Annotated in this window: 26 protein-coding genes; 12 read left to right on the forward strand and 14 right to left on the reverse strand. The window is 70.3% G+C overall.

Features of this window, described 5'->3' with window-relative positions:
- The first annotated feature begins 150 nt into the window (after positions 1–150).
- Entirely contained in the window at positions 151–1,359 is a 1,209-nt protein-coding gene (locus MCHUDSM44219_RS23440) for an RNA polymerase sigma factor (protein ID WP_048420700.1), read from the forward strand.
- Here the strand turns inward: MCHUDSM44219_RS23440 and MCHUDSM44219_RS23445 are convergent.
- From MCHUDSM44219_RS23445 to MCHUDSM44219_RS23460, 4 genes are read right to left on the reverse strand one after another with little or no spacing between them, the layout of a single operon-like run.
- Positions 1,356–1,979: a class I SAM-dependent methyltransferase gene (locus MCHUDSM44219_RS23445; RefSeq protein ID WP_236695570.1), complete on the reverse strand. Its 624-nt coding sequence runs from the start codon at positions 1,977–1,979 to the stop codon at positions 1,356–1,358. The genes MCHUDSM44219_RS23440 and MCHUDSM44219_RS23445 overlap by 4 nt on opposite strands.
- On the reverse strand, positions 1,976–2,743 hold the full coding sequence (locus MCHUDSM44219_RS23450) for a PIG-L deacetylase family protein (protein ID WP_048420664.1): 768 nt from the start codon (positions 2,741–2,743) through the stop codon (positions 1,976–1,978). The genes MCHUDSM44219_RS23445 and MCHUDSM44219_RS23450 overlap by 4 nt, the downstream gene beginning before the upstream one ends.
- Positions 2,740–3,681 (reverse strand): acyl-CoA dehydrogenase family protein, encoded by a 942-nt coding sequence (locus MCHUDSM44219_RS23455; protein ID WP_048420665.1) that lies wholly within the window; start codon positions 3,679–3,681, stop codon positions 2,740–2,742. The genes MCHUDSM44219_RS23450 and MCHUDSM44219_RS23455 overlap by 4 nt, the downstream gene beginning before the upstream one ends.
- A complete protein-coding gene (locus MCHUDSM44219_RS23460) occupies positions 3,678–4,379 on the reverse strand; it encodes a glycosyltransferase family 2 protein (protein WP_048420666.1) in 702 nt (233 codons plus the stop codon). The genes MCHUDSM44219_RS23455 and MCHUDSM44219_RS23460 overlap by 4 nt, the downstream gene beginning before the upstream one ends.
- 63 nt (positions 4,380–4,442) lie before the next feature.
- Between MCHUDSM44219_RS23460 and MCHUDSM44219_RS23465 the strand changes: the two genes are divergently transcribed.
- From MCHUDSM44219_RS23465 to MCHUDSM44219_RS23485, 5 genes are all read left to right on the forward strand, one after another.
- Positions 4,443–5,138, forward strand: a complete 696-nt coding sequence (locus tag MCHUDSM44219_RS23465; protein WP_048420702.1) for an HAD family hydrolase — start codon at positions 4,443–4,445, stop codon at positions 5,136–5,138.
- A gap of 20 nt (positions 5,139–5,158) precedes the next feature.
- On the forward strand, positions 5,159–5,599 hold the full coding sequence (locus MCHUDSM44219_RS23470; protein ID WP_048420667.1) for a nitroreductase family deazaflavin-dependent oxidoreductase: 441 nt from the start codon (positions 5,159–5,161) through the stop codon (positions 5,597–5,599).
- 3 nt (positions 5,600–5,602) lie between these two features.
- On the forward strand, positions 5,603–6,502 hold the full coding sequence (locus tag MCHUDSM44219_RS23475; protein WP_048420668.1) for a 1,4-dihydroxy-2-naphthoyl-CoA synthase: 900 nt from the start codon (positions 5,603–5,605) through the stop codon (positions 6,500–6,502).
- A 67-nt stretch (positions 6,503–6,569) separates the two neighbouring features.
- Complete coding sequence (locus MCHUDSM44219_RS23480; protein ID WP_048420669.1) at positions 6,570–7,457, forward strand: SDR family oxidoreductase; 888 nt, start codon at positions 6,570–6,572, stop codon at positions 7,455–7,457.
- 160 nt (positions 7,458–7,617) lie between these two features.
- A complete protein-coding gene (locus MCHUDSM44219_RS23485; RefSeq protein WP_048420703.1) occupies positions 7,618–9,870 on the forward strand; it encodes a S9 family peptidase in 2,253 nt (750 codons plus the stop codon).
- Here the strand turns inward: MCHUDSM44219_RS23485 and MCHUDSM44219_RS23490 are convergent.
- Positions 9,859–10,608, reverse strand: coding sequence for a helix-turn-helix domain-containing protein (locus MCHUDSM44219_RS23490; RefSeq protein ID WP_048420670.1), 750 nt, complete (start codon positions 10,606–10,608; stop codon positions 9,859–9,861). The genes MCHUDSM44219_RS23485 and MCHUDSM44219_RS23490 overlap by 12 nt on opposite strands.
- Before the next feature lie 63 nt (positions 10,609–10,671).
- Between MCHUDSM44219_RS23490 and MCHUDSM44219_RS23495 the strand changes: the two genes are divergently transcribed.
- The 4 genes from MCHUDSM44219_RS23495 to MCHUDSM44219_RS23510 all read left to right on the forward strand — a co-directional run bounded on the left by MCHUDSM44219_RS23495 (position 10,672) and on the right by MCHUDSM44219_RS23510 (position 15,253).
- Positions 10,672–12,564 (forward strand): S9 family peptidase, encoded by a 1,893-nt coding sequence (locus MCHUDSM44219_RS23495; protein ID WP_048420671.1) that lies wholly within the window; start codon positions 10,672–10,674, stop codon positions 12,562–12,564.
- Positions 12,561–13,202, forward strand: coding sequence for a DUF3159 domain-containing protein (locus tag MCHUDSM44219_RS23500; protein ID WP_048420672.1), 642 nt, complete (start codon positions 12,561–12,563; stop codon positions 13,200–13,202). Before MCHUDSM44219_RS23495 ends, MCHUDSM44219_RS23500 begins: the two co-directional genes overlap by 4 nt.
- A gap of 109 nt (positions 13,203–13,311) precedes the next feature.
- Positions 13,312–14,847 (forward strand): long-chain-fatty-acid--CoA ligase, encoded by a 1,536-nt coding sequence (locus tag MCHUDSM44219_RS23505; protein ID WP_048420704.1) that lies wholly within the window; start codon positions 13,312–13,314, stop codon positions 14,845–14,847.
- A gap of 19 nt (positions 14,848–14,866) precedes the next feature.
- On the forward strand, positions 14,867–15,253 hold the full coding sequence (locus MCHUDSM44219_RS23510; protein WP_048420673.1) for a VOC family protein: 387 nt from the start codon (positions 14,867–14,869) through the stop codon (positions 15,251–15,253).
- Here MCHUDSM44219_RS23510 and MCHUDSM44219_RS23515 read toward each other — a convergent pair.
- The 3 genes from MCHUDSM44219_RS23515 to MCHUDSM44219_RS23525 are packed head-to-tail and all read right to left on the reverse strand — an operon-like array spanning position 15,250 to position 17,126.
- Positions 15,250–15,549 carry a DUF3349 domain-containing protein gene (locus MCHUDSM44219_RS23515; RefSeq protein WP_048420674.1) on the reverse strand — a complete coding sequence of 100 codons (300 nt, stop codon included), beginning with the start codon at positions 15,547–15,549 and terminating at the stop codon, positions 15,250–15,252. The two genes, MCHUDSM44219_RS23510 and MCHUDSM44219_RS23515, sit on opposite strands and share 4 nt — an antisense overlap.
- 12 nt (positions 15,550–15,561) lie before the next feature.
- Entirely contained in the window at positions 15,562–15,849 is a 288-nt protein-coding gene (locus tag MCHUDSM44219_RS23520; RefSeq protein ID WP_048420675.1) for a hypothetical protein, read from the reverse strand.
- Positions 15,850–15,875: 26 nt separating this feature from the next.
- Positions 15,876–17,126, reverse strand: coding sequence for an inorganic phosphate transporter (locus MCHUDSM44219_RS23525; RefSeq protein ID WP_048420705.1), 1,251 nt, complete (start codon positions 17,124–17,126; stop codon positions 15,876–15,878).
- A gap of 228 nt (positions 17,127–17,354) precedes the next feature.
- On the opposite strand from MCHUDSM44219_RS23525, the gene MCHUDSM44219_RS23530 reads away from it, so the two are divergent.
- Together MCHUDSM44219_RS23530 and menE are read left to right on the forward strand one after the other, a co-directional pair.
- Entirely contained in the window at positions 17,355–17,681 is a 327-nt protein-coding gene (locus MCHUDSM44219_RS23530; protein WP_082162362.1) for a DUF3349 domain-containing protein, read from the forward strand.
- Positions 17,682–17,731: 50 nt separating this feature from the next.
- The gene (menE, locus tag MCHUDSM44219_RS23535) at positions 17,732–18,826 is read left to right on the forward strand and encodes an o-succinylbenzoate--CoA ligase (RefSeq protein ID WP_048420677.1); all 1,095 of its coding nucleotides are present in this window, start codon (positions 17,732–17,734) and stop codon (positions 18,824–18,826) included.
- On the opposite strand, the gene MCHUDSM44219_RS23540 is transcribed toward menE, so the two are convergent.
- From MCHUDSM44219_RS23540 to MCHUDSM44219_RS23565, 6 genes are read right to left on the reverse strand one after another with little or no spacing between them, the layout of a single operon-like run.
- Positions 18,823–19,005 (reverse strand): CsbD family protein, encoded by a 183-nt coding sequence (locus MCHUDSM44219_RS23540; protein ID WP_407661860.1) that lies wholly within the window; start codon positions 19,003–19,005, stop codon positions 18,823–18,825. The genes menE and MCHUDSM44219_RS23540 overlap by 4 nt on opposite strands.
- Positions 18,998–20,587 carry a phospholipase D-like domain-containing protein gene (locus MCHUDSM44219_RS23545; RefSeq protein WP_048420679.1) on the reverse strand — a complete coding sequence of 530 codons (1,590 nt, stop codon included), beginning with the start codon at positions 20,585–20,587 and terminating at the stop codon, positions 18,998–19,000. The genes MCHUDSM44219_RS23540 and MCHUDSM44219_RS23545 overlap by 8 nt, the downstream gene beginning before the upstream one ends.
- The gene (locus MCHUDSM44219_RS23550; protein ID WP_112744719.1) at positions 20,584–21,129 is read right to left on the reverse strand and encodes a hypothetical protein; all 546 of its coding nucleotides are present in this window, start codon (positions 21,127–21,129) and stop codon (positions 20,584–20,586) included. Before MCHUDSM44219_RS23550 ends, MCHUDSM44219_RS23545 begins: the two co-directional genes overlap by 4 nt.
- Positions 21,126–21,698, reverse strand: coding sequence for a DUF6286 domain-containing protein (locus MCHUDSM44219_RS28570; RefSeq protein WP_053081367.1), 573 nt, complete (start codon positions 21,696–21,698; stop codon positions 21,126–21,128). Before MCHUDSM44219_RS28570 ends, MCHUDSM44219_RS23550 begins: the two co-directional genes overlap by 4 nt.
- Positions 21,695–22,093: an Asp23/Gls24 family envelope stress response protein gene (locus MCHUDSM44219_RS23560; protein ID WP_048420680.1), complete on the reverse strand. Its 399-nt coding sequence runs from the start codon at positions 22,091–22,093 to the stop codon at positions 21,695–21,697. The genes MCHUDSM44219_RS28570 and MCHUDSM44219_RS23560 overlap by 4 nt, the downstream gene beginning before the upstream one ends.
- Positions 22,086–22,265: a hypothetical protein gene (locus MCHUDSM44219_RS23565; RefSeq protein ID WP_048420681.1), complete on the reverse strand. Its 180-nt coding sequence runs from the start codon at positions 22,263–22,265 to the stop codon at positions 22,086–22,088. The genes MCHUDSM44219_RS23560 and MCHUDSM44219_RS23565 overlap by 8 nt, the downstream gene beginning before the upstream one ends.
- Positions 22,266–22,268 lie beyond the last annotated feature (3 nt).

Raw genomic sequence — 22,268 nt, forward strand, 5'->3', positions numbered from 1 at the left:
AAGCCGACAATCAGGCACGGTCGGCTGACGAGCGTGCGCGTTCTCGGGATTTCTCGCGGCGTGGCGGCCGCAGACACGCACGCTCGCGGGGACGAAAATGGCGGCGTGGCCGACCCCGATGTCCAGCGCACCGTCGACGCGGTGTGGCGTATGGAGGCCGCGAAGATCGTCGCGACGCTGACCGCCGCGGTCGGCGATGTCAGCTTCGCCGAAGACATGGCCGCCGAGGCCCTGGTCGACGCCCTCACCCAGTGGCCCGAGCGCGGGGTGCCGCGCAATCCCGGCGCGTGGCTGACCACCGTCGCCAAGCGCAAGGCCATCGACCACTGGCGCCGCAGCGACAACCTCGACGCCAAATACGCGGTGCTGGCCCGCGAACTCGAGACCGTCACCGACAGCGCCTGGGATCCCGACCGCATCGACGACGACGTGCTGCGGCTCGTCTTCATGGCCGCTCATCCGAGCCTGCCGCGGGAAAGCCAGATCGCCCTGACGCTGCGCCTGGTCGGCGGCCTGACCACCGACGAGATCGCCGCCGCCTTCCTCGTCCCGAAAGCCACCGTCGCACAACGTATCGTCCGTGCCAAGAAGGCGCTCACCGGCGTACCGTTCGACATCCCCGACCGCTCCGACCACCCCCAGCGACTGTCCGCCGTTCTCAGCGTGATCTACCTGGTCTTCAACGAGGGCTACTCGGCATCCTCCGGCGACCGTTGGATCCGCGACGAATTGTGCAGCGAGGCAATGCGTCTCGGGCGGGTACTGGCAGCCCTGCTCCCCGACGAGGCCGAGGTGGCCGGCCTGCTGGCGCTGATGGAGTTCCAGTCTTCGCGCCTGGGCGCCCGCACCCGCGCCGACGGAACGCCGATCCTGCTCGAGGACCAGGACCGCACCCGCTGGGACCGCGCCGCCATCGGGCGTGGCGTCGCCGCGTTGAGCCGGGCCTCGGAGATACTGCAGCGCAACGAGATCGGATGGGGCTGGTACACGCTTCAGGCCGCACTGGCGGAGTGTCACGCCGTCGCGCCGACCGCCGCCGACACCGACTGGGCCCGCATCGTCTCCCTCTACGACGCGCTGCGCCGACTCGCCCCTTCCCCGGTGGTGGAGGTCAACCGTGCGGTGGCCGTGGCCATGGCCGACCCGGCGGCCGGCCCCGCCGCGGCGTTGCGCCTGATCGACGACGTCCGCGGCCTCGAGGGCTCCTACCTGGTGCCCAGCGTGCGCGCAGAACTGCTGTCGCGGATGGGCAGGCACGCCGACGCGGCCGGCGAGTTCGACCGCGCCGCGCAGTTGGCGGACAACGAGGCCGAACGGAAGGTGCTGCAGGACAAAGCGATGCGCGCTCGCAATGGCTAAGCGCCGGGTACCGCCGTGCGCTCGGCGACCGATGCCGCGCTCGCCGTGTCGAACACGTCGATGACCACGTCTGTGTCCCGGTAGCCGCCCAGGAGGTGCAGCCCGGAGGTCTGTGAGATGACGTCGTTGGCCGTGTCGCCGCTCATCGGATAGTCGTCGACGGCGTGCCGCCAGTGCGCGGCGACGACGGTGGCCGACGGCGCCAGCCGGGGCACCTCGCGGTCGAGCACCTGCCGCAACGTCTCGGGCTGCAGGTAGTAGCACAGTTCCGACAGCACCACGAGGTCGAACGGGCCGTCCGGCCACGGCTCGTCGAACGAACCACGGAGCAGTCGGACCCGGTCGGCCACCCCGGCCGCCGACAGACGCCGATGCGTGGCGTCCAGCGCCGCGATGCTGACGTCGGTGCTCGTGACGCGGTCACAGCGCCGGGTCAACAGTGCGGTGAGCACGCCGACCGAGCAGCCGGGCTCGAACGCGTGCCGGTATCGCCGGTACGGCAGCACGGCTGTGGTGATCGCGTACTTTCGCTGTTCGTACCACCGCGTCCCCAGCGACCACGGGTCGTCGGCGCCGGCGTACATCCGGTCGAAGTAGGCGTCGGGCAACCGGGCACTCACCGGAATGCCACCTCGCCGACGGTCAACAGCCGGTGCACGACCGCGGGTGGAAGTACCGGTTCGCCGCCGGGAGTCGGTGCGGTGAACTGACTTTCGAAGCACCGCGCCGCACGTTGCTTGCGTTCCAGCGCCGCTTCCGTCAGACGCGTCATCTGGGCACGCCCCCAGGGCACCGCCGTGTCGCCGGGCCGCGCCCAGTGCCACATCCACACCGGATACTCCACCAGCACCGCCCCGGTCTGCTCGACCGCGACCGCGGCCGCCCTGCCCACCGCCTCGTGATCGGGATGACCGTCGCCCCGCCACGGCGCCGCGCACCACGTGCCGGGCGGCTTTCCGTCGAGGATCTCGACGAGCAGATCGGCGAGTCGCTGCTGGTGCGCCGCCACCTGCCCGTCGGGGAGGCCGAGGCTGACCGGCGCATACAGGCCCAGCACGCCGGCCGCGCGCCTCAGCTCCTCCCGTCGCGTCTGCTCGAGCCGATACCGTTGCAGCAGAGACAGTTCCGGGTAGGCCGCGCCGCCGTCGGTGGCCGACACGATCTGCGCGCGCACCCCGGACTCCGCGAGCAGCGCCGCCGTCGCACCGAAACCCAGTGTCTCGTCGTCGGGATGGGCACCGACGACCACCAGCTCGCGACAGGTCGTCAGATCCAGTTCCGGCAACTGCAGCCCGGCGTCGACCCAGGTCTGCGTCGGGGTGCCGCCGTCGGGGACGGGCTGCGCCGACAGCCGCGCACCATTTCCCACCTGCGCGGCCGTCACGCCGACGCTCCGGCGAGCACACCGAGTCGTTCCAGATCCCGTTCGGCGTGGCTCTGTCGTACATAGACCGAGAGGTCGGCCACCCGCCGCGCGTGCTCGGGATCCAGGCACAGCGGCGCCGGCCCCAGCGCGCGACCCGTCCGCGAGATCGCCTCGTCCACCGCGGTCTCCACCACCGCGCGAGCCCGACGGGCCAGCAGTTCTGCACGCCCGGAACGGTTTTCGGGATCCGCGTCGACGTCGCCGGCCACCGCGGTCAGCGTCGCCTCCGCGCCGGCCAGCGCCGCGTCGACCGCGCCCAGGTGCGCCAGCGCGTGTGCGTCGGCCTTGTCCGCGGCCGCCCGTGCATACAGCGGCGCGGCGATCGCGCGTGCGCCACCGAGCCAGCACGCCGCCACACCCGCTCCGCCCTGCCAGAACCCGGGCCGGGTCAGGTACTCGCCCGGCCCGCCGACGGCGACGGCCGGGGTGTCCTCGAAGCGCACCGACCGGGTGTCGGAGTCGGCCATGCCGGCGTTGCGCCAGGTGCTGGGCAGCGGCCGGACACCCGGCGCGCGGAGATCGACGGCGAAGAGTCCCCGCTCCCCCGACGGCAGCTGCGCGGTGACCAGAGCGTGCGAGCACAGGGCCGCGCCTGAACACCAGGCCTTGGTTCCCGACAGCCGGACCCCGCCGTCGTCGTCACGCGCCGACAACACCGCGTCGGGGCCCTCCGCGGCCCACACGCCCCACCACTGGCCCTGCTCCGGACGGGGACCGCCGAGCTCGGCGAGAATGGCGACCGCGTCTGCATGCGCCTCGGCGAGCCGTCCTGCGGTGACGTCCACCTCCGCCATCGCCGTCAGCCGCTGCCAGCGCAGGGCGGTCGCCCCGCGGCCCGGCAGCGGCAGGTCGAGCTCACCCGAGACCAACCACTCCTTGACCAACCCTGTGCTCACGAGGCCGCTTTTCGCGACAATCCCCTGAGGTGGCCGGCGAATCCGTTGGGGGCGCGCCCCTCGGCGCGATCGGAGGTCGCCACCGACAGGCTGCTGTCGCGGTGGACCTGCAGGCCCGCGGCCTTGAAGCGGTCCACGAGGTCGACGTCCTCACCGGTCTCGAGTGGGCGGAACCCACCGACATGCCAGTAGGCGTCGGCGCGGAAGCCCATGTTGGCGCCGTGCACGTGGTGATGGCCGGGCCCGCCGGATCTGTAGGCGCTCAGGTAGCGACGGACGACAGCCATCGAGAAGTTGCGCCACGACGGCACCCGGACCACCCCGAGCACCATGTCGGCTCCCGGCGCCGTCATCCGCACCAGCCAGTCGGCGTCGACCTGACTGTCGGCGTCCGTCGTCGCGTACCAGGTCGCCGCGTCGCCGTCGTGGATCCCCCGCGCATAGGCGAAGCCGGCCGCACGCGCCGCACCGACGTTGCCGGCCTCGACCGAGACGAAGTGCACGTCGGGACCGAACTCCCCCGCCAACCGTTCGCTGCCGTCGTCGCAGCTGTCCAGCACCACGACCGTGAGGACCGGGGCGGAGACGGCCAGCGCCGCGGTGGCCAGCGCACGAAGGCAGGCGGGCAGGTGAGCGGCTTCGTTGTGGGCGGGCACCACGACGACGATCTGCGACGGAGCCGTCGCGGAGAAGCGCATGGCCCTTAATTAGCCGTTCAGCGACGTTTTCACACCTGGCACGATGGGGACGTGGGCGACGCCGTGACAGATCTGCAAGCTGTGCTGTTCGACTTCTCGGGCACCCTGTTCCGTCTCGAGGAGGACGAGAGCTGGTTCGCGGGCATGGAGCTCGACACCCCCGACAACCGTGAGGTGGACGAACACGTGCAGGCCGAGCTGGTGCGCCGGCTGACCGCCCCCACCGGCCGCTCGGTGTCGATGACCCCCGAGGCGCTGCAGGCCTGGGTCAACCGCGACCTCGCCCCGCACCTTCATCGGGAGGCGTACCTGCACGTGCTGCGTGAGTCCGGGCTGGCCCGTCATCACGCGGAAGCGTTGTACGCCAAGGTGATCGACCCGGCGTACTGGACGCCCTACCCGGACACCGCGACCGTGCTCGCCGGCCTGCGCCAGCGCGGAATCAAGACCGCGGTGGTGTCCAACATCGCGTTCGACATCCGGCCGGCGTTCGAGAGGATCGGCGTGGCCGGCGACGTCGACGCGTTCGTGCTGTCCTTCGAAGTCGGCGCCGTCAAGCCCGACCCGGCGATCTTCACCGCGGCGCTGGAGCAGGTCGGGGTGCCCGCCGAGCGCGCGCTGATGGTCGGCGACAGCGACGAGGCCGACGGCGGCGCCCGCGCGCTGGGCTGCGCGTTCACACTCGTCGATCCGCTGCCGACGCGGGAGCGCCGCGACGGGCTGGTCGCGGCGCTGTGGCCCCACGGCATCCAGATCTGATTTCGCCTACCGTCGAGACCATGGCCGATCCCCAGCCGCCGTGGTGGCTCAAGCCGTTGAACAAGGTGCTGATCGCCGGGTCGCGCATCGGGCTGATCAAAGACGGACCGATGGTGCTGACCGTGACGGGCCGCAAGTCCGGTCAGCCGCGGTCCACCCCCATCACACCGTTCGAGGTCGACGGGAAGCGTTACGTCGTCGGCGGCTTCCCCGGCGCCGACTGGGTGCGCAACGCGCAAACCAACCCGGACGCGGTGCTGACGCGCGGCAAGGTGCGCGAGCCGGTGCGGATGGTCGAGCTGCCCGCCGAGGAGTCGCGCCCGCTGCTGCGGCAGTTCCCGATCCTGGTGCCGACCGGGGTGAGCTTCATGAAGAACGCCGGACTGGTCACCGGACCGAACCCCGACGAGTTCGAGGCGCTGGCCGGGCGCTGCTCGGTGTTCCGGTTCGATAGCGTCTGACGGGTGAGCAATCCGTTCGACGCCAGTCTGTGGGAGCCGGTGGCCGGCTTCGGGGACCTGACCGACATCACCTACCACCGCCACATCAGCCAGCCGACGGTGCGGGTCGCGTTCGACCGCCCGGAGGTGCGCAACGCGTTCCGTCCGCACACCGTCGACGAGCTCTACCGGGCGCTCGACCACGCCCGGATGAGCTCCGACGTCGGCGTGGTGCTGCTGACCGGCAACGGTCCGTCGCCCAAGGACGGCGGCTGGGCGTTCTGCTCGGGCGGCGACCAGCGCATCCGCGGCCGCTCCGGCTACCAGTACGCCGCCGGTGAGACCGCCGAGACCGTCGATCCGGCGCGGGCCGGCCGGCTGCACATCCTCGAGGTGCAGCGCCTCATCCGGTTCATGCCCAAGCCGGTGATCTGTCTGGTCAACGGCTGGGCCGCCGGCGGCGGGCACTCGCTGCACGTCGTCTGCGACCTGACGCTCGCCTCCCGCGAGCACGCCCGGTTCAAGCAGACCGACGCCGACGTGGGCAGCTTCGACGGCGGCTTCGGATCGGCGTATCTGGCCCGCCAGACCGGGCAGAAGTTCGCCCGCGAGATCTTCTTCCTGGGCCGGCCCTACACCGCCGAACAGATGCACGCGATGGGCGCAGTCAACGAGGTCGCCGACCACGCCGAGCTGGAAAACGTTGCGCTGCAATGGGCTTCGGAGATCAACGGCAAGTCGCCGCAGGCCATCCGGATGCTGAAGTATGCGTTCAACCTGCTCGACGACGGGCTGGTGGGCCAGCAGCTGTTCGCCGGCGAGGCGACGCGGCTGGCGTACATGACCGACGAAGCCGTCGAGGGCCGCGACGCCTTCCTGGAGAAGCGCGACCCCGACTGGACGCCGTTCCCCCGCTACTTCTAGAGCGATTTCGGCGTCGTTGGTCGCGCTGAGCGAGACCAAGTACGCCGAAATCACGAGAGGACGACCCATGGCGAGCAGGAACCCGTTGCGGCGGCTGGCCGAGCAGGTGGTGCTGACCAGCATGCGGCCGCCGCTGATCCCGACCCTGCTGCAGTACCGTCCCGACCGGGAGATCATCGACCTGAAGGGCAAGCGGATCCTGCTGACCGGCGCCTCGTCGGGCATCGGGGAGGCCGCGGCGGAGAAGCTGGCCCGCCGGGGCGCGACCGTGGTCGTGGTCGCCCGCCGTGAGGACCTGCTGGACGCGCTGGTCACCCGGATCACCGACGCCGGCGGCGACGCCCGCGCCCATGCGTGCGACCTGTCCGACCTGGACGCGATCGACGCGCTGGTCGCCACGGTCGAGGGCGAGCTCGGCGGCATCGACATCCTGGTCAACAACGCCGGCCGCTCGATCCGGCGCCCGCTGGCCGAATCGCTGGACCGCTGGCACGACGTCGAACGCACGATGGCGCTGAACTACTACGGCCCGGTGCGGCTGATCCGCGGGCTGGCGCCCGGCATGCTCGAGCGGGGCGACGGCCACATCATCAACGTCTCGACGTGGGGCGTGAAGACCGAGTCGCCGCCGCTGTTCGGCGTCTACAACGCCTCCAAGGCGGCGCTGTCGTCGATCAGCCGGATCATCGAGACCGAGTGGAGCGACCGCGGCGTGCACTCCACGACGCTGTACTACCCGCTGGTGAAGACCCCGATGATCGCGCCGACCCGCGCGTACGACGGGCTGCCCGGGCTGTCGGCGGAGGAGGCCGCCGGCTGGATCATCACCGCCGCCCGGCACCGGCCGGTGAGCATCGCCCCGCGCATCGCGGTCACCGCGCACGCGATCAACAGCATCGCCCCCGCCGCGGTCGACACGATCATGAAACGTCAGCGCATGCAGCCGCGGGACTGATAGTGATCCACAGCGTCCCCGGAGGCCGTCACCCGCAGACCGTGACGCTGGGGCGCCGTCGAGCACTTGAGTATGCCCTTACGTCCGGGTGTTCCATGGCGGGGTGACGACCGACGACGCGACCCAGGTGACGGATTCCGACTACGCCCGCGCCGAGCAGATGCTGGCTCCGTACCGGGCGCGGCGGGTGCCCGGAAGTGCGGTGACACCCCAGTGGCTCTCCCAGGGCAGCCGGTTCTGGTATCAGGTCGGCGGCCGCTTCGTCGTGGTCGATCCGGGTGAGGGCACCCGCCGCGACGCGTTCGACCACGACCGGTTGGCCGCCGCCCTGTCCGCGGCCTCGGGACACGCGGTGACCGCCGGGGATCTGCCCATCACCGCGGTCGAGATTGCGGAGTCGATCGAATTCACCGCCTTCGGGTCGCGGTGGCGGTGGTCGGACAGCACAGGCACGTGCACGCCGCTGGACGACGCGCCACCGGCTGTCCTCGGCGGGGTGACGTCCCCGGACAAGGAGTGGGTGGCGTTCGGGCGGGACGGCGACATCTGGGTCCGGCGGGCAGGAGCGAAGCGACCCGGGGAATCGGATCGGCGGGCAGGAGCGAAGCGACCCTCGGACGACGTGGAGGAATTCCGTCTCACCGACGATGCCGAGCCGCTGTTCGACTACGGCGGAGTCCCGGACGCGACCGGGGCGAGAGCGCTGATGCGAATGCTCGGCCTGCCGCCGCTGTTCCACGTGTCGTGGTCACCGGACTCGACCCGAATCCTGGCGCAGCGCATCGACCAACGTGACCTGCCCGAGTTGGTGCTCGTCGAGTCCGCCCCCCGCGACGGCGGCCGCCCGGTGGAGCACCGCACCCGCTACCCGATGGCCGGGGAGGAAGCGCAGGCGACGATGTCCTGGACCGTCCTGGACGTCGACTCGCGCACCGTCGTCCGCCAGCAGCACGAGCCGGTGGCGATCACGCACCCGACCGCCATCGTCTATGCCTGGTGGTCCGGAAAGTCCGGGGAGGCGGTGCACTTCCTGCACCAGACGCGCGATGCCCGCACCCTGGAGCTCCGTCGACTCGACCCGACGTCCGGTGAGACCACGACGGTGCTCACCGAGACCGGGCAAACCCGGGTCGATCCGACCCCGCAGCTGGGCGAACCGGGAATGGTGCGGGTGCTGGAGTCCGGGGAGATCCTGTGGTGGTCCCAACGTGACGGCTGGGGACATCTCTATCTGTACTCGGCCGACGGCCGGCAGGTCACCCAGGTCACCATGGGGCAGTGGCTGGTACGCAGCCTGCTGTGGGTCGACGAAGACCGGCGGCAGGTGTGGTTCCTGGCCGGCGGCCTCCTCGAGCACGACCCGTATGTGCGCCAGATCTGCCGAATCGATCTCGACGGATCCGGGTTCACCCGATTGACCGACGACCACCTCGACCACGACGCCGTGAGTCCACCCGAGGGTGGCTACATCGTCGACCGGGCCTCGACGTCGAGCCGGCCGCCTCACTCGGTGGTGCTGGACGGCGACGGAAAGGTCCTCGTCGAGCTGGAATCCCCCGGCACGCAGCAATTGGAGGCCCTCGGTTGGAGTCCGCCCGAACGGTTCCGGGCCACCGCGGCCGACGGGAAGACCCCGATCTACGGCCTGCTGTGGCGGCCGCACGGGTTCGACCCGCAGCGCCGCTACCCGGTGATCGAGCACATCTATCCCGGGCCGCAGAACTTCCGGGCCGGTCCGTCGTTCGACGAGCCGCACTTCGGTGAACCGGAAGCGTATGCCGCGCTGGGTTTCGCCGCGGTCGCGATCGACGGGCGCGGTACTGCGGGGCGCAGCAAAGCCTTTCACGACCACTCCTACGGTGACCTGGGCAACGCCGGCGCCTTGGACGACCACATCGCCGCGATCCGCGAACTGGGACACCGGTATCCCTGGCTCGACACGAGCCGGGTCGGGATCACCGGCCAGTCCGCAGGCGGTTTCGCCGCCGCCCGCGCGGTGCTGCGGCATCCCGAGTTCTACCGGGTCGCCGTCGCGGTCTCCGGCAATCACGACAACGCGGTGAACCTGGCCATGTGGGCGGAGAAGTACCACGGCGACCTCAGCGACGAGGGCAAACAGGCGATCTCGAATGTGCCGCTGGCCGGCAATCTGCAGGGAAAGCTGTTGCTCATCCACGGTGAGCTCGATGACAACGCGCACCCGTACCACACCATGCGACTCGTCGATGCCCTCATCGAAGCGGACAAGGACTTCGACATGGTCATCATCCCCGGAGCCGAACACGCCCTGATCGGGCGCATGCATTACCTGTACCGCCGCACCTGGGACTACTTCGTCCGGCACCTGCACGGCACCGAGCCGCCCGGCTATCGCCTGGCGCCGCTGCCGCTGCCGGGCCTGTCAGCGGGCTGAGTCGGCGCCGGTCTCGTTGGCGCGCATGATCTCCTGCGATCGACGGAGCACATCGAGTTGCGCTTCGTTGTACAGCTCCGACATGGCCTCGGCGATCGTCTGGTCGGCGAAGCGCTCCCCTCTGGGTGCGTCCACGCGCAACTCGCGGAGGCCCGGGTGTGCCGCATGAAGCGCGCGGATGTAGGGGACGAGCAGTTCGGCCATCTCCTGGCGCGTGGCGTCATCGGCGTCGGGCCCCAGGTCGTCGAACGCCGCGATCGAGGGTTCGTCGGGCGCGTTCTGGATCAGGTCGGCATAGACCTGCAGACCCCGCGGGCCCAGCACCCGGGTCAGGACGACGACGAGAGAGCGGTCGGCGTCGGTCATCTTGGCCACCGCGTCCGCTGGGACGAACTCCGGCGGCAGGTCGGTGGGCGCGGACTGCTCGAGGATCAGCGCGAGTTCGTTTCGCGCCTGCTGGAGCCGATCGATGCTGGCCGCGAGTTCTGCGTCGAGGTCCCGTAGCGCCTGCTCGGGATGATCGTCGGTATCGCCCATCGCGGCGATCTGGGGAAGCGAGAAACCCAGGTCGGTGAGTCGCTTGATACGCACCAGCCGGACGAGGTGCGCGACGCCGTACTCCTTGTACCCGTTGCTGCGGCGGTCGGGTTCGGCGAGCAGGCCGACCTGGTGGTAGTGCCGCACCGCCCGCACGCTGGTGCCTGCCAGCTCGGCGACTTCGCGGGTGCTCCATGCCACTGCTTCATTGTCCACAGCCGGTCGACTTGACTGTGCCGCAGCGTCCGAGTGTGTCCTGGAGTCATGGCAACACGCGAACACCTCTCCGTCGAGGACTTCTTCTCCCCGCCCACCCGTACCCAGGCCACGATCTCCCCGGACGGCACCCGGATCGCCTACCTGGCGCCGTGGAGGAACCGTCTGAACGTGTGGGTCGAGGATGTCGATTCCCGGCGCGCCGCGCGCTGCGTCACCGCCGACGAGACCCGCAGCGTGATCGACTACCGGTGGACCGACGATCCGCGGTGGCTGCTGTACACCCAGGACAACGGCGGCGACGAGAACTGGCACATCTACCGCGTCGATCTGGACGACCCCTCGGCGCGCGCCGCCGACCTCACACCGTTCCCCGGCGTCAGAACGTACTTCGAGCTGCTGCCCGGATGCCCTGGCAAAGCGATGGTCGGAATGAACAGGCGGACGCCCGAACTGGTCGACGCCTACGAACTCGACATCGCCACCGGCGAATTGACGCTGCTGGCCGAGAACCCGGGAAAGGTCGCCGGATGGTTCCCGAGCCGCACCGGTGATCTGTTCGCCTTCTCGTTGACTCCCGGCGGCGACGTCGAGCTGTCGACGTGGGACGCGCCGCAGCAGAGCCTGCGCTGCCTCGCGGTGTACGACGGCGCCGACTACACACTGAGCATCTGGCCGATGATGGCCACGCCCGACGGTAAAGGCCTGTGGCTCGGTTCGAACCGCCACCCGGACAGAACAACGCTGGTGCGTCTGGACGTCGCGACCGGCGAGGAGACCGACGTCGACGGCCATCCGACCCTCAGCATCGACCCGATGGGGGCTCTCGCCCCCGTGCTACCGCAACCGCTGATCCTGAGCCAGCGGACCGGCGATCTGCTCGCAGTGCGCTATCTCGGCGAGCGACAGGTGATCCGCGCCCTGGATCCGCAGTTCGCCACGGTACTCGAGAACCTGGAGAACCTGTCCGACGGCGATCTGGCCAAGGTCTCGTCGGACGACAGCGGGCAGCGCTGGGTGGTCAGCTTCAGCCACGACCGCGAGCCTGGGGTCACCTTCTACTACGACCACAGCACGGGCGAGAGCCGGGAACTGTTCCGGCCGTTCCCGCATCTGAATCCCGAGGCGCTGGCGACGATGAGCCCGGTCACCATCCGGTCTCGCGACGGACTGGATCTGCATTCGTACCTGACGCGGCCGACGGGCGTGCCCGGCCCGGCGCCGCTGGTTCTTCTGGTGCACGGCGGGCCGTGGGCGCGCGACACCTGGGGTTATCAGCCCGACGTGCAGCTGCTCGCCAACCGCGGATACGCGGTGCTACAGGTCAACTTCCGCGGATCGACCGGTTACGGAAAGGATTTCGTCAAAGCGGCGATCGGCGAGTTCGCGGGCAAGATGCACGACGACCTCATCGACGGCGTCACCTGGGCGGTCGAGCAGGGCTACGCGGATCCCGAACGGGTCGCGATCTTCGGCGGCTCCTACGGCGGATACGCCGCGCTGGTCGGGGTCACCTTCACCCCGGAGGTGTTCGCCGCGGCCATCGACTACGTGGGCATCTCCAGCCTGGCGAACTTCATGCGGACGCTTCCCGTCGTCGCGCGACCGCACCTGGCCAACAACTGGCACCTGTTCGTCGGTGACCCCGACATACCGGAGCAGGAAGCGGACATGCTGGCGCGTTCCCCGATCACCAAGGTGGACCGGATCCGCACACCGCTATTGGTTGTCCAGGGCGCCAACGACTCTCGGGTCGTGCAGGCGGAGTCCGACAACATGGTCGGAGCGCTGCGCGCGCGGGGCGTCGATGTCGAGTACATGGTCAAGGACGACGAGGGTCACGGATTCCTCAACCCCGACAACGTCATCGACCTGTACCGTGCCGTCGATCGCTTTCTCGCCGAGCACCTGGGCGGGCGGCCGGAAGGACACGCGGCATGACCGAGACGCAGACCACCGGACAGGAGCCGACGCTGCTCGAGCGGATGGGTGGAGTTTCCGGGCTCGTCTACGCCAGCATCCCTCCGGTCGCCTACGTCATCGTCAACACGATCGCGGGACTCGTCCCGGCGATCGTGGTGGCCATCGGCGCGAGCGTGGGCCTGATCCTGTTGAGAGTGCTGCGCAGAGAACCGATCCAGCCGGCTGTCTCCGGATTGCTCGGGGTCGCCGTGGCGTCGTTGATCGCGATCTACACCGGGTCGGCCGAGGGCTACTTCCTGCCCGGCATCTGGGTGAGCCTCGTTCTGGCCGTGGTGTTCTCGGCTTCGTTGGTGGTGCGACGACCGTTGGTGGGAGTGATCTGGAACGCGCTGACCAGCGCGGGCGAGCGGACGGCGTGGCACACCGACAGGAGCACTCTGCGGGCGTTCGACGTGGCGACGGCGGCGTTCGCCGCGGTCTTCGCCGCGAGGTACGTCGTCCAGGACTGGCTCTACGACGCAGGGTCGGTCGGCGGGCTGGCATTCGCACGGATCGCGATGGGCTACCCCTTGCTCGCGTTGGCACTTCTGGTGACCTACTGGGCGGTCCGCCGCGCTCGTGGAAGACTCCAGTCCGCGGCCGGCCCAGGCGGGTAGGCGATCTGCCCGAGGATTGCCCCGGACTACGCTGGCCGGGACTCACGCCACACACTCGTCGACACTGCCAGGGGACCATGTGACGTCGTCCGCCCGTACAGCGACCACCGTGATCCACAGCGTCGCCGACGTCGTCCGCGTGCACGGCCGTGATCGCCCGGCCGCGCCGGCCCTGATCGTCGACGACCGCACGATCACCTTCGGCGAGCTCGACCATCTGTCCAACCGGGCCGCGCAGGCGTTCGCCGCGGCCGGTGTCGGGGCCGGCGACCGGGTGGCGTTCCTCGACCGCAACGGTGCCGAGTTCTTCGTCGTGATGTTCGGCCTGGCCAAGCTCGGCGCGGTCGGCGTGCCGGTGAACTGGCGGCTGGCGCCACCGGAGATGGCGCACATCATCGGCGACTGCGGGGCCGCCGCGGTGGTCGTCGGCGCCGACTTCGTCGGCCACGTCGAAGCGATCGAATCCGCCCTGGACGCCCGCGTCGTCGCGATCGGCGCCCACCCCCGCTGGCCGGACCTGCACGACTGGCTGGAGGCGCATCCCGCGGTCGACCCCGGCGTCGTCACCGGACCCGACGACCTGGTGTTCCTGATGTACACCTCCGGCACGACGGGGCTGCCCAAGGGCGTCATGCTGAGCAACGCCAACTACGTCTGCAAGACCAGCGGCGTGGAACGGCCGTGGCGGTTCGACGCCGACGCCGTCAGCCTCGCGGTGATGCCGCTGTTCCACATGGCCGGTTCGGGCTGGGCGTTCGCCGGACTGTGGCACGGGGCGGTGACGGTCGTGTTGCGCGACGTCGACCCGGCGGCGATCCTCGACGCGATCACCACTCACCGCGTCACCAACATGCTGGTGGTGCCCGCGGTGGTGCAGTTCCTGCTCGACACGCCGGGCATCGACGCGGCCGACCTGTCGAGCCTGCGGATCGTCGTCTACGGCGCGTCCCCGATCAGCGACGACGTCCTGGTCCGCGGGATCGCACGCTTCGGCGGCGTCTTCGCCCAGGTGTACGGGATGACCGAGACCACCGGCTCGATCACCCAGCTCGGGGGCGACGAGCACTCCCCGGAGCTGATGCGGTCGTGCGGAAAACCGTATCCGTGGGTGCAGATTCGCGTCGTCGACCGGGACGGTGCCCACGTTCCGACAGGCACCGTCGGCGAGGTCTGGACCCGCTCGGCGCAGAACATGCTGGGCTACTGGGCCAACCCCGACGCGACCGCGGCGACGCTGACCCCCGACGGGTGGCTACGCACCGGCGACGCCGGCTATCTCGACGCCGACGGCTACCTGTACCTGCACGACCGGATCAAGGACATGATCGTCTCGGGCGGGGAGAACGTGTACCCGGCCGAGGTGGAGAACGTCCTGATGACCCATCCCGGGGTCGCCGACGCCGCGGTCATCGGCGTCCCCGACCCGCGTTGGGGAGAGGCCGTCAAGGCCGTGGTGGTGGCTGCGCCGGGCGCGCATCTGACCGAGGCAGACCTGATCGGGTACGCGCGGGGCAGGCTCGGCGGGTTCAAGCTGCCCAAGACCGTCGACTTCGTCGACGCGCTGCCGCGCACCCCCAGCGGCAAGATCCTCAAACGCGCGCTGCGCGAACCCTATTGGGCCGACGCGGATCGCCGCATCGGCTGACGTGGTAGACACTGAAGCCATGGAGATCCTGGCCAGCCGGGTGCTGTTCCGTCCCGCGGACTACCACCGATCGCTGGCCTTTTACCGCGACGGGCTGGGGCTCGCGATCGCCCGCGAGTACTCCGGGGGAACGGTGTTCTACGCCGGGCAGTCGCTGCTCGAACTCGCCGGCCACGGCGCCCCGGCCGCCGGCGGGCCGCCGTTCCCGGGGGCGCTGTGGCTACAGGTTCGCGACCTACACGCGACACAGAACGCGTTGCGGGAGCGGGGAATCCAGATCGCGCGCGAGGCGCGTCGGGAGCCGTGGGGGCTGTTCGAGATGCACGTCACCGATCCCGACGGCGTGGACCTGATCTTCGTGCAGGTGCCCGAGGACCATCCGCTGCGTCGCGACGTGCGCGACTAGCGGACCGGCGCCGCCAGCGGCCACCCGACCGAGGCCAGGCGGGCCGCCACCTGGTGCATCTCCTCCGGGTTGGGCTCCTTGTCGGTCACCAGGTGGATGGCCGCGTGAATCTCCTCGGGCGTGACGGTGTCGGAATCAGCGCGCTTGAGCACCGTCTGCGCCACCTTGACGACCTCCTCCTCGGACAGCGTCCGGGCCAGCAGCGCCAGCAGCGGGAAGTAGTCGGTCTGTGGAACACCTTGGGGGTAGCCCTCGTGGAGCCACCCGAGAACGTTGTTGAGGACGTTCTGGGTCATCAGCGTGTCAGCTCACTTCTTGGGGAGGAAGGGGAACAGGTCGATGCCGGTGTGGTGAATGATCGTCGTGCGGGTGATCCACAGGACCGCGGTCACGATCACCCAGCCGACGAACACGAACAGCGCCACACCGAAGAACTTGAGGGCCGGATTCGGCGCGACGGCGGCGGTGCCGTCGGTGCCGTCGTCACCCGCACCGCGTGAGAACGCCACCAGGCCGGTGGCGAAGATCGCCGGCAGGCCCGCGCCGAGAACGAGACCGATGACGAGCACCTTGAGGATGCTCTCCAGGTAAGTCATGGGATTTCCTTCGCTGTCGGCGTCGGTCAGACCGCGGCGGCCGGCTTGGACTCTGCGGGCGGGGCGTCGCGCACCTCGGCCGGGACCACCGAGTTGGTAGAGGTATCCCAGTCGGCGTTGACATTGCGGTGGTCCACCTTCTGCTGCTGCGCCCGCCACCACATGTAGAAGGAAAGGCCGACCAGGATCAGGAAGATCAGGCCGTCACCGGCCAGCGCCGCGCCGGTGAGCCTTTCGACGACATGGGACAGCCAGAACGCGAGCGCGCCGACCAGTGCGGCTGCGGGCAGCGTGACCAGCCACGCGACCGCCATCCGGCCCGCGACCGCCCAGCGCACCTCGGCACCCGGCTTTCCGACGCCGCTGCCCAGGATCGACCCGGTCGCGACGTGCGTGGTGGACAGCGCCATGCCGGCGGCGCTGGAGCTCAGGATGATCGCGGCCGACGACGCCTCGGCGGCCAGGCCCTGCGGGGACTCGATCTCGACCAGGCCCTTGCCCAGCGTGCGGATGACCCGCCAGCCACCGATGTAGGTGCCCAGGCCGATCGCGACGGCGCAGCTGAAGATGATCCAGAACGGCAGCCCGTTCGCCTTCACATCGCCGGTGAGGTGGCCCGTGGTGATCAGCGCCAGCGCGATCACGCCCATGGTCTTCTGCGCGTCGTTGGTGCCGTGCGAGAGCGCCACCAGCGAGGCGGTGGCGATCTGGCCCCAGCGGAAGCCCTGCTCGCGACGGTTCTTCATCACCTTGCGGGTGATCCGGTAGACCAGCCAGGTGCCGCACGCGGCGACCAGGCACGCGATCACCGGAGCGGCGACGGCGGGGATCAGCACCTTCTGGGTGACGCCGGTCCAGTTGACGCCGTTCAGCCCGACCGCGGCGAGGCCCGCGCCGATCAGACCACCGAACAGGGCGTGCGAGGAACTCGACGGGATGCCGAACAGCCAGGTGAGCAGGTTCCACAGGATGCCGCCGATCAGGCCGGCGAAAATGATGGTCAACCCGGTCGAGGCGTCGATCGACGGCAGCAGCGCGCCGGTCTTGCTGTCCTGGATCTTGAGCACCGACGTCGTGACGGTGACCGCGACCTCGACCGACAGGAAGGCGCCGACCAGGTTGAGGACGCCGGCGAGCAGCACCGCCGTCTTCGGCTTGAGAGCACCCGTCGCGATCGACGTCGCCATCGCGTTGCCGGTGTCGTGGAACCCGTTGGTGAAGTCGAACGCCAGTGCTGTGACGATCAACAGCACCAGGATGATGAACTCTGCGCTCATGGCGCTCATTCTGCTGGTCTCCGATTGCTTTTGACTAATCGACATTGACCCGAAACCGAGAGGCCAAAAGGCACTTTTTCTGCTGCAGGCCAGGTGTTCATCTGATGTTCATCTTGCCGCCCGGAGCCGTTGCCCGCGCACAGCTCTCGTGCCGTGTCGGGCAGGTCCCGGGGCTACTATCGACCTGCCGAAGGCGGATCGCCCGGCGGTCGTTCGTGGGAGATGGCGTTGACCAAGTTTCTGGCCAAGATCGTGGCGTGGATCTCGGCCGGGTACCCGGAGGGGGTGCCCGGCCCCGATCGCGTCCCGCTGTTGGCGCTGCTGCGCCGCCGCCTGACCGACGACGAGGTCAAAGCCGTCGTCGCCGAACTCACCGCCCGCGCGGAGTTCGGTGATCCGACGGCCAATGGGATCGACCGCGTGGACATCGGGGTGCTGATCACCCAGATCACCGACGATCTGCCCTCCCCCGACGATGTGGAGCGCGTGCGCGAGCGGCTGGCGGCTCAGGGATGGCCGCTGGACGACCCCCGCGACAGCGAGGACACCCCATAGCCGCGCTGCGCCCCCTCGCCGTCGGTTCAGGCGCCGCGGCGCTGTCCGCGATGAATGCGATCGGCGACGCGCTCGACGCCCGGGCCACCCTGCTGCCGGTGCCCGCCGACGATCCCGAGCAGTCCGCCGCCACGGCCCGCGCTCTGCGGGCCGGCGAGCCGATCGACGACACGGTGGCCGCCGTGCTGTCCACGTCGGGCACCACGGGCATCCCGAAGGGCGCGATGTTGACCGCGGCAGCGCTGCTCGCCAGCGCCGGCGCCACCCACGACCGGCTCGGGGGTCCCGGCCGCTGGCTGCTGGCGCTGCCGGCCTACCACGTCGCCGGATTCCAGGTGCTGGTGCGCAGCGTGGTGGCGGGCACCACCCCGGTGGCCGTGCCCGCGGGTGCCGGCCCGGCCGAGCTGACGGCCGCGATCGAGACGATGGGTCCAGGCCGCCGGTACGCCTCGCTGGTCGCCGTCCAGCTGGACAAGGCGCTCGGGGATCCGAGGGCGACCGCGGCGCTGGCCTCGCTGGACGCGATCCTGATCGGCGGCGGCCCGATGCCGGCGACCATTGCCGAAAGGGCGAGTGCAGCAAAGCTTTCGGTTATTCGGACCTACGGGATGAGCGAGACGGCGGGCGGCTGCGTCTACGACGGGGTCCCGTTGACCGGGGTGCGGGTGTCGCTCGACGACGCGGGCCGGATCTCACTGGGCGGGCCGACGGTGGCGTCGGGCTACCGGAACCCGGTGACGCCGGACCCGTTCGCCGAACCGGGCTGGTTCCGCACTGATGACATTGGCGCAGTAAATGATTCGGGTGTGCTGAGAGTGCTCGGTCGGGTCGATGACGCGATCAGCACGGGAGGTCTGACGGTGTTGCCGGGGCTGGTGGAAGCGGCGGTGGCCACGCACCCCGCGGTGGCCGACTGCGCGGTGTTCGGGGTGGCCGACGAACGACTGGGGCAGCGTGTCGTCGCCGCCGTCGTTGTCGTGGACGGGGCGACGATCACGCTGCCCGAGTTGCGTTCTCATGTCAGCGCGGCGTTGTCGGCGACGGCGGCACCCCGGGAGGTGCACGTCGTCGACGAACTGCCGCGGCGCGGGATCGGGAAGATCGATCGCCGCGAGCTCATCCGCCGGTTCGGCGGAGAAGGCTAGCTGGTGAACTTGTCCTTGATGTTCTCGCCGACCTTCTTGGCGCCCGAGACGCCCTGATCCTTCTTGCCTTCGGCCTTCAGGTCGTCGTTGCCGGTGATGTCACCGACCACTTCCTTGACCTGACCCACGGCGTCCTCGGCGGCGTTCTTGGCCTTGTCGATGAATCCCATGTCACTCATCCCTTCTCGTGTTCGCAGCACCCGCTGCGGGTGCCGACACAGGTTGGTCGTCCCCGGCGTCGCGATCCGAACGCGCCAGGGACGTGATGTGCGACACGACAGCGGGATACACCTGCGACACCGGCCACATCACCAGACCGTGCACCAGGCTGCCGAAGCCCTCGAGCAGGGAGGAGGGGACGTGGTCGGGATCCATCAGATCGTTCTCCCCGAACGGCCCGGCGTCCCCGGAGACCATGTGCCGGGTGAACTTCCGCAGCGACCGTCCCGTGCTGCGCAGCGCATTGACGGTGGCCAGGAACGAGCCACGCCGCTCCAGTTCCGCCCGGAAGTCGCTCACCGAGACACCCAGGTGCTCGGACACCAGATCGTCTCGGGCGAGCAGGATTTCGTGGGCGACGTCGGGGCGGTCGCCGGCCTCGACCGCGACGTCGCACTCGCTGTCGAAGCCGAGTGACCGGTTGTTCAGGTTCGACGACCCGATGCGCAGCAGGCGGTCATCGATCACCATCACCTTGGAATGGACGTAGACCGACATGCCGCCGGTGGTGACGGGCCAGTAGACGCCGAAGCGGTTGTGCTCGTCGGCTTTCCACAGTTTGCGCAGGAGCCGCTCGCGGGCGCTGTCCATCGACTCCTGCTCGAGCCGGCTCTCCGAGCTGCGGGGCAGGATGATCACGACCTCGGGGCCGTCAGGCTCGCGCAGCCGCGCGGCGAGCGCGTCGGCCAGCCGCCTCGACGCGAGGTACTGGTTCTCCAGGTAGATGACCGAGCGGGCCTGCCGGATCGCGGCGAGGTTGAGCGCCTCGACTTCGCGGACCTCCGGGCGGGTGCGCAGCGGGGGCTGTGTACGGGCGATGGCGACGTCGACGTCGCGCACCGCGGGGTTCAGGCCGCGCGGCCACACCGGCCCCACGGGGCTGACCGGGTGCAGCGTCACACCGGTCGCATCGTGCCACCGCTGGCGCGCCTGATCGGCCAGCGCTCTGGCCGCGTGGTCGTCGACCACCGCGGCCACCTCGTGCCGAGGACCGTAGGTGTGTCCCGCCGCCGAACGGCCGTGGTCGTGGCGCTCGTGTTCGCGCCGGTCCCAGCGACCGAGGGTGAGGTCGATGCCGCCGCAGAACGCCACCGCGTCGTCGATGACGACGATCTTCTGGTGGTGCACCGCGCCAGTGGGACGGGCGCCGTCGACGGCGAAATGCATGCGCGGCAGGGTCAGCCGGTTCACCAGCGACACCGGGGTGAGACCGAACCAGAACCCGTCGAGCGCGGGCAGCAGCTTGAGATTGGACTTGAGCAGGTAGATCTCGAGCTCGGGGCGACGCCACACCAGCCAGGTCAGGAACAGCCCGAGATGGTTGGGGCCGCTCAGCGACGCCCCGGTGGGCTCGAAGGCGGTGCGGGCGTCGAGATCCCAACCGATCAGCATGATCCGCCGGCGCGCCCCGAGCATGGCCTCTTTGACGTAGTAGAGGTAGTCGGCGCCGTCGACGATGCGGCTGAAGCGCCCGGCGCGTTCCGTGCGCCAGCACGTCACGCCGGGCACCAGCACCTGGCCGCCCTGCCCGACTGCCGTCATCGCACGACGGCCCCGGCCTTGGTGTCGATGTGCAGGATGGTCCGCAGGGCGACGCTGTCGCCCAGCATGACCGCGGCGGTGCGGGCGGCCTCGTCGGCGGCGCCCACGGCGGCGGGCAGGCCGTGCCGGGCCGGCACCCGCGCGGTCAGGGTGATCGTCGGACGCCCGCGCAGCACCGAGGCCGCACCGGACGCCTTGGTCACCGCGGCGTCGGCACCCAGCGCGTCGGCTGCCGCGGACGCGACCGATGTGGCGTCGGCGGTCGACCCGGCGTCACCGGGCAGGCTCACCCGGCTGGCCCTGGCCGCCCACCGGTGCGCGGCCAGCCACCGCAGTGCCAGCAGGATCAACACGATCCCGGCGCCGCCTGCCGCCCACGGCCACCAGGACGTCGCCATCCAGTCGCCCAGGGGCGTCTGCACGGCGCGGTTCGCGCCGATGACGCCTTTGTGCCAGGCGACGGCGGCCAGACCCAGGGCGAGCAGGCCCAAGCCGGTCAGAAACGTGACGGTGCGGTCGAAGCCGACGGACATGCGGCTCATGAGGTCTCCTCGGTTCGGGTGCGGACGACGACTCGGGGCGGGTGCTCGAGCGCACCCAGGGTCTGGGTCACCGCGTCGGTGATGGTGCTGCGCAGCGCGCCGCCGTCGTCGCGGGTGACCCGGCAGCGCAGCACGACGCGACGCTTGGAGGCGGTCGCCCGCGCGTCGACCACGCCGGCCACGTCGCGGGCGCGGGCGGCGGCCAACTTGGCGATGCCGTCCACGCTCAGATAGATCGGCGTCTCGGCGCGCACCGCGACCGCGGTGCGCCGGCGGGGCGACAGCGCGATCACCATCAGCAGCAGGCCGAGCAGAACCAGCACCACACCCGCGGGAACCAGCCAGCCGCCGGGGGTGATCCCGTCGACCGTGTCGGCGACCGCGGGCAGCCAGGTGGACCCGGACGCCCAGCCCAGCCCGACGACCGCGTCGCGGACGGCGACCCCGCCGGCGGCGGCCAGGACGAGCGCCAGGGCCACCGCGACCTTGCTGGCCCCGGCCGCGGCGACCGGTGTGGGTCCTGGTCGCAGCGAAACATGCTGCGCTGCAGGTGTTTCCAGCGTTGTCATGAGAGTGTCCTTCCGTTCGTGCGCCCCTCGGGGGTGACGATCGCCGCGACGTGCACGGTGATGCCGTCCACCACGAGCCCCGCGTGATCACGCAGCGCCGTGGTGATCCGGGAGCGCGCGTCCGCCGCCAGGGCCGCCAGCGGGCGGCCCCACTCCGCGGCGATCTCCACCTCGGTGCGGACGTGATCGCCGGCGACGACGGCGTCGACGCGCGGCAGATCGTGGCCGATCAGGCCGCTGAGGGCCTTTCCGTGCCGCCGCACGCCCGGCGTGGTCAGCACGGCGGCCTCCACCAGATGCTCGATCGCGCGGCCGCGCACCTGCAGGCTGCCACGGTCACCGGGGTCGGTGACCGGGGCAGCCGCGTCGAGCACGGCCGCGCCGGTCTCAGCCACGGCGCCGGCCCTGGAACCAGGTGGTCACGTCGAACTCGCCGTCGCGCTGTCCGCCGATGACGTAGCCGATCGCGCCCAGGATCAGGGCGACGAGGAAGCCGGTGAAGCCACCCGCGGCCGCCGCCACCCCGAGGAGCACGCCGGCGAGCATGCCGACTGTTGCAGTGGTCATTGT

The organism is Mycolicibacterium chubuense, assembly GCF_001044255.1.
Lineage (GTDB): Bacteria > Actinomycetota > Actinomycetes > Mycobacteriales > Mycobacteriaceae > Mycobacterium > Mycobacterium chubuense.

What these genes read in the sequence shown, in the direction of transcription:
- MCHUDSM44219_RS23440 (WP_048420700.1), top strand. Translation starts at nt 151, where the DNA reads ATGGAGGCCGCGAAGATCGTCGCGACGCTGACCGCCGCGGTCGGCGAT.
- MCHUDSM44219_RS23460 (WP_048420666.1), bottom strand. Translation starts at nt 4,379, where the DNA reads ATGCGCTTCTCCGCGACGGCTCCGTCGCAGATCGTCGTCGTGGTGCCC.
- MCHUDSM44219_RS23470 (WP_048420667.1), top strand. Translation starts at nt 5,159, where the DNA reads ATGGCCGATCCCCAGCCGCCGTGGTGGCTCAAGCCGTTGAACAAGGTG.
- MCHUDSM44219_RS23480 (WP_048420669.1), top strand. Translation starts at nt 6,570, where the DNA reads ATGGCGAGCAGGAACCCGTTGCGGCGGCTGGCCGAGCAGGTGGTGCTG.
- MCHUDSM44219_RS23485 (WP_048420703.1), top strand. Translation starts at nt 7,618, where the DNA reads ATGCTGGCTCCGTACCGGGCGCGGCGGGTGCCCGGAAGTGCGGTGACA.
- MCHUDSM44219_RS23495 (WP_048420671.1), top strand. Translation starts at nt 10,672, where the DNA reads ATGGCAACACGCGAACACCTCTCCGTCGAGGACTTCTTCTCCCCGCCC.
- MCHUDSM44219_RS23500 (WP_048420672.1), top strand. Translation starts at nt 12,561, where the DNA reads ATGACCGAGACGCAGACCACCGGACAGGAGCCGACGCTGCTCGAGCGG.
- MCHUDSM44219_RS23510 (WP_048420673.1), top strand. Translation starts at nt 14,867, where the DNA reads ATGGAGATCCTGGCCAGCCGGGTGCTGTTCCGTCCCGCGGACTACCAC.
- MCHUDSM44219_RS23515 (WP_048420674.1), bottom strand. Translation starts at nt 15,549, where the DNA reads ATGACCCAGAACGTCCTCAACAACGTTCTCGGGTGGCTCCACGAGGGC.
- MCHUDSM44219_RS23520 (WP_048420675.1), bottom strand. Translation starts at nt 15,849, where the DNA reads ATGACTTACCTGGAGAGCATCCTCAAGGTGCTCGTCATCGGTCTCGTT.
- MCHUDSM44219_RS23525 (WP_048420705.1), bottom strand. Translation starts at nt 17,126, where the DNA reads ATGAGCGCAGAGTTCATCATCCTGGTGCTGTTGATCGTCACAGCACTG.
- menE (WP_048420677.1), top strand. Translation starts at nt 17,732, where the DNA reads ATGAATGCGATCGGCGACGCGCTCGACGCCCGGGCCACCCTGCTGCCG.
- MCHUDSM44219_RS23540 (WP_407661860.1), bottom strand. Translation starts at nt 19,005, where the DNA reads ATGAGTGACATGGGATTCATCGACAAGGCCAAGAACGCCGCCGAGGAC.
- MCHUDSM44219_RS23545 (WP_048420679.1), bottom strand. Translation starts at nt 20,587, where the DNA reads ATGACGGCAGTCGGGCAGGGCGGCCAGGTGCTGGTGCCCGGCGTGACG.
- MCHUDSM44219_RS23550 (WP_112744719.1), bottom strand. Translation starts at nt 21,129, where the DNA reads ATGAGCCGCATGTCCGTCGGCTTCGACCGCACCGTCACGTTTCTGACC.
- MCHUDSM44219_RS28570 (WP_053081367.1), bottom strand. Translation starts at nt 21,698, where the DNA reads ATGACAACGCTGGAAACACCTGCAGCGCAGCATGTTTCGCTGCGACCA.
- MCHUDSM44219_RS23565 (WP_048420681.1), bottom strand. Translation starts at nt 22,265, where the DNA reads ATGACCACTGCAACAGTCGGCATGCTCGCCGGCGTGCTCCTCGGGGTG.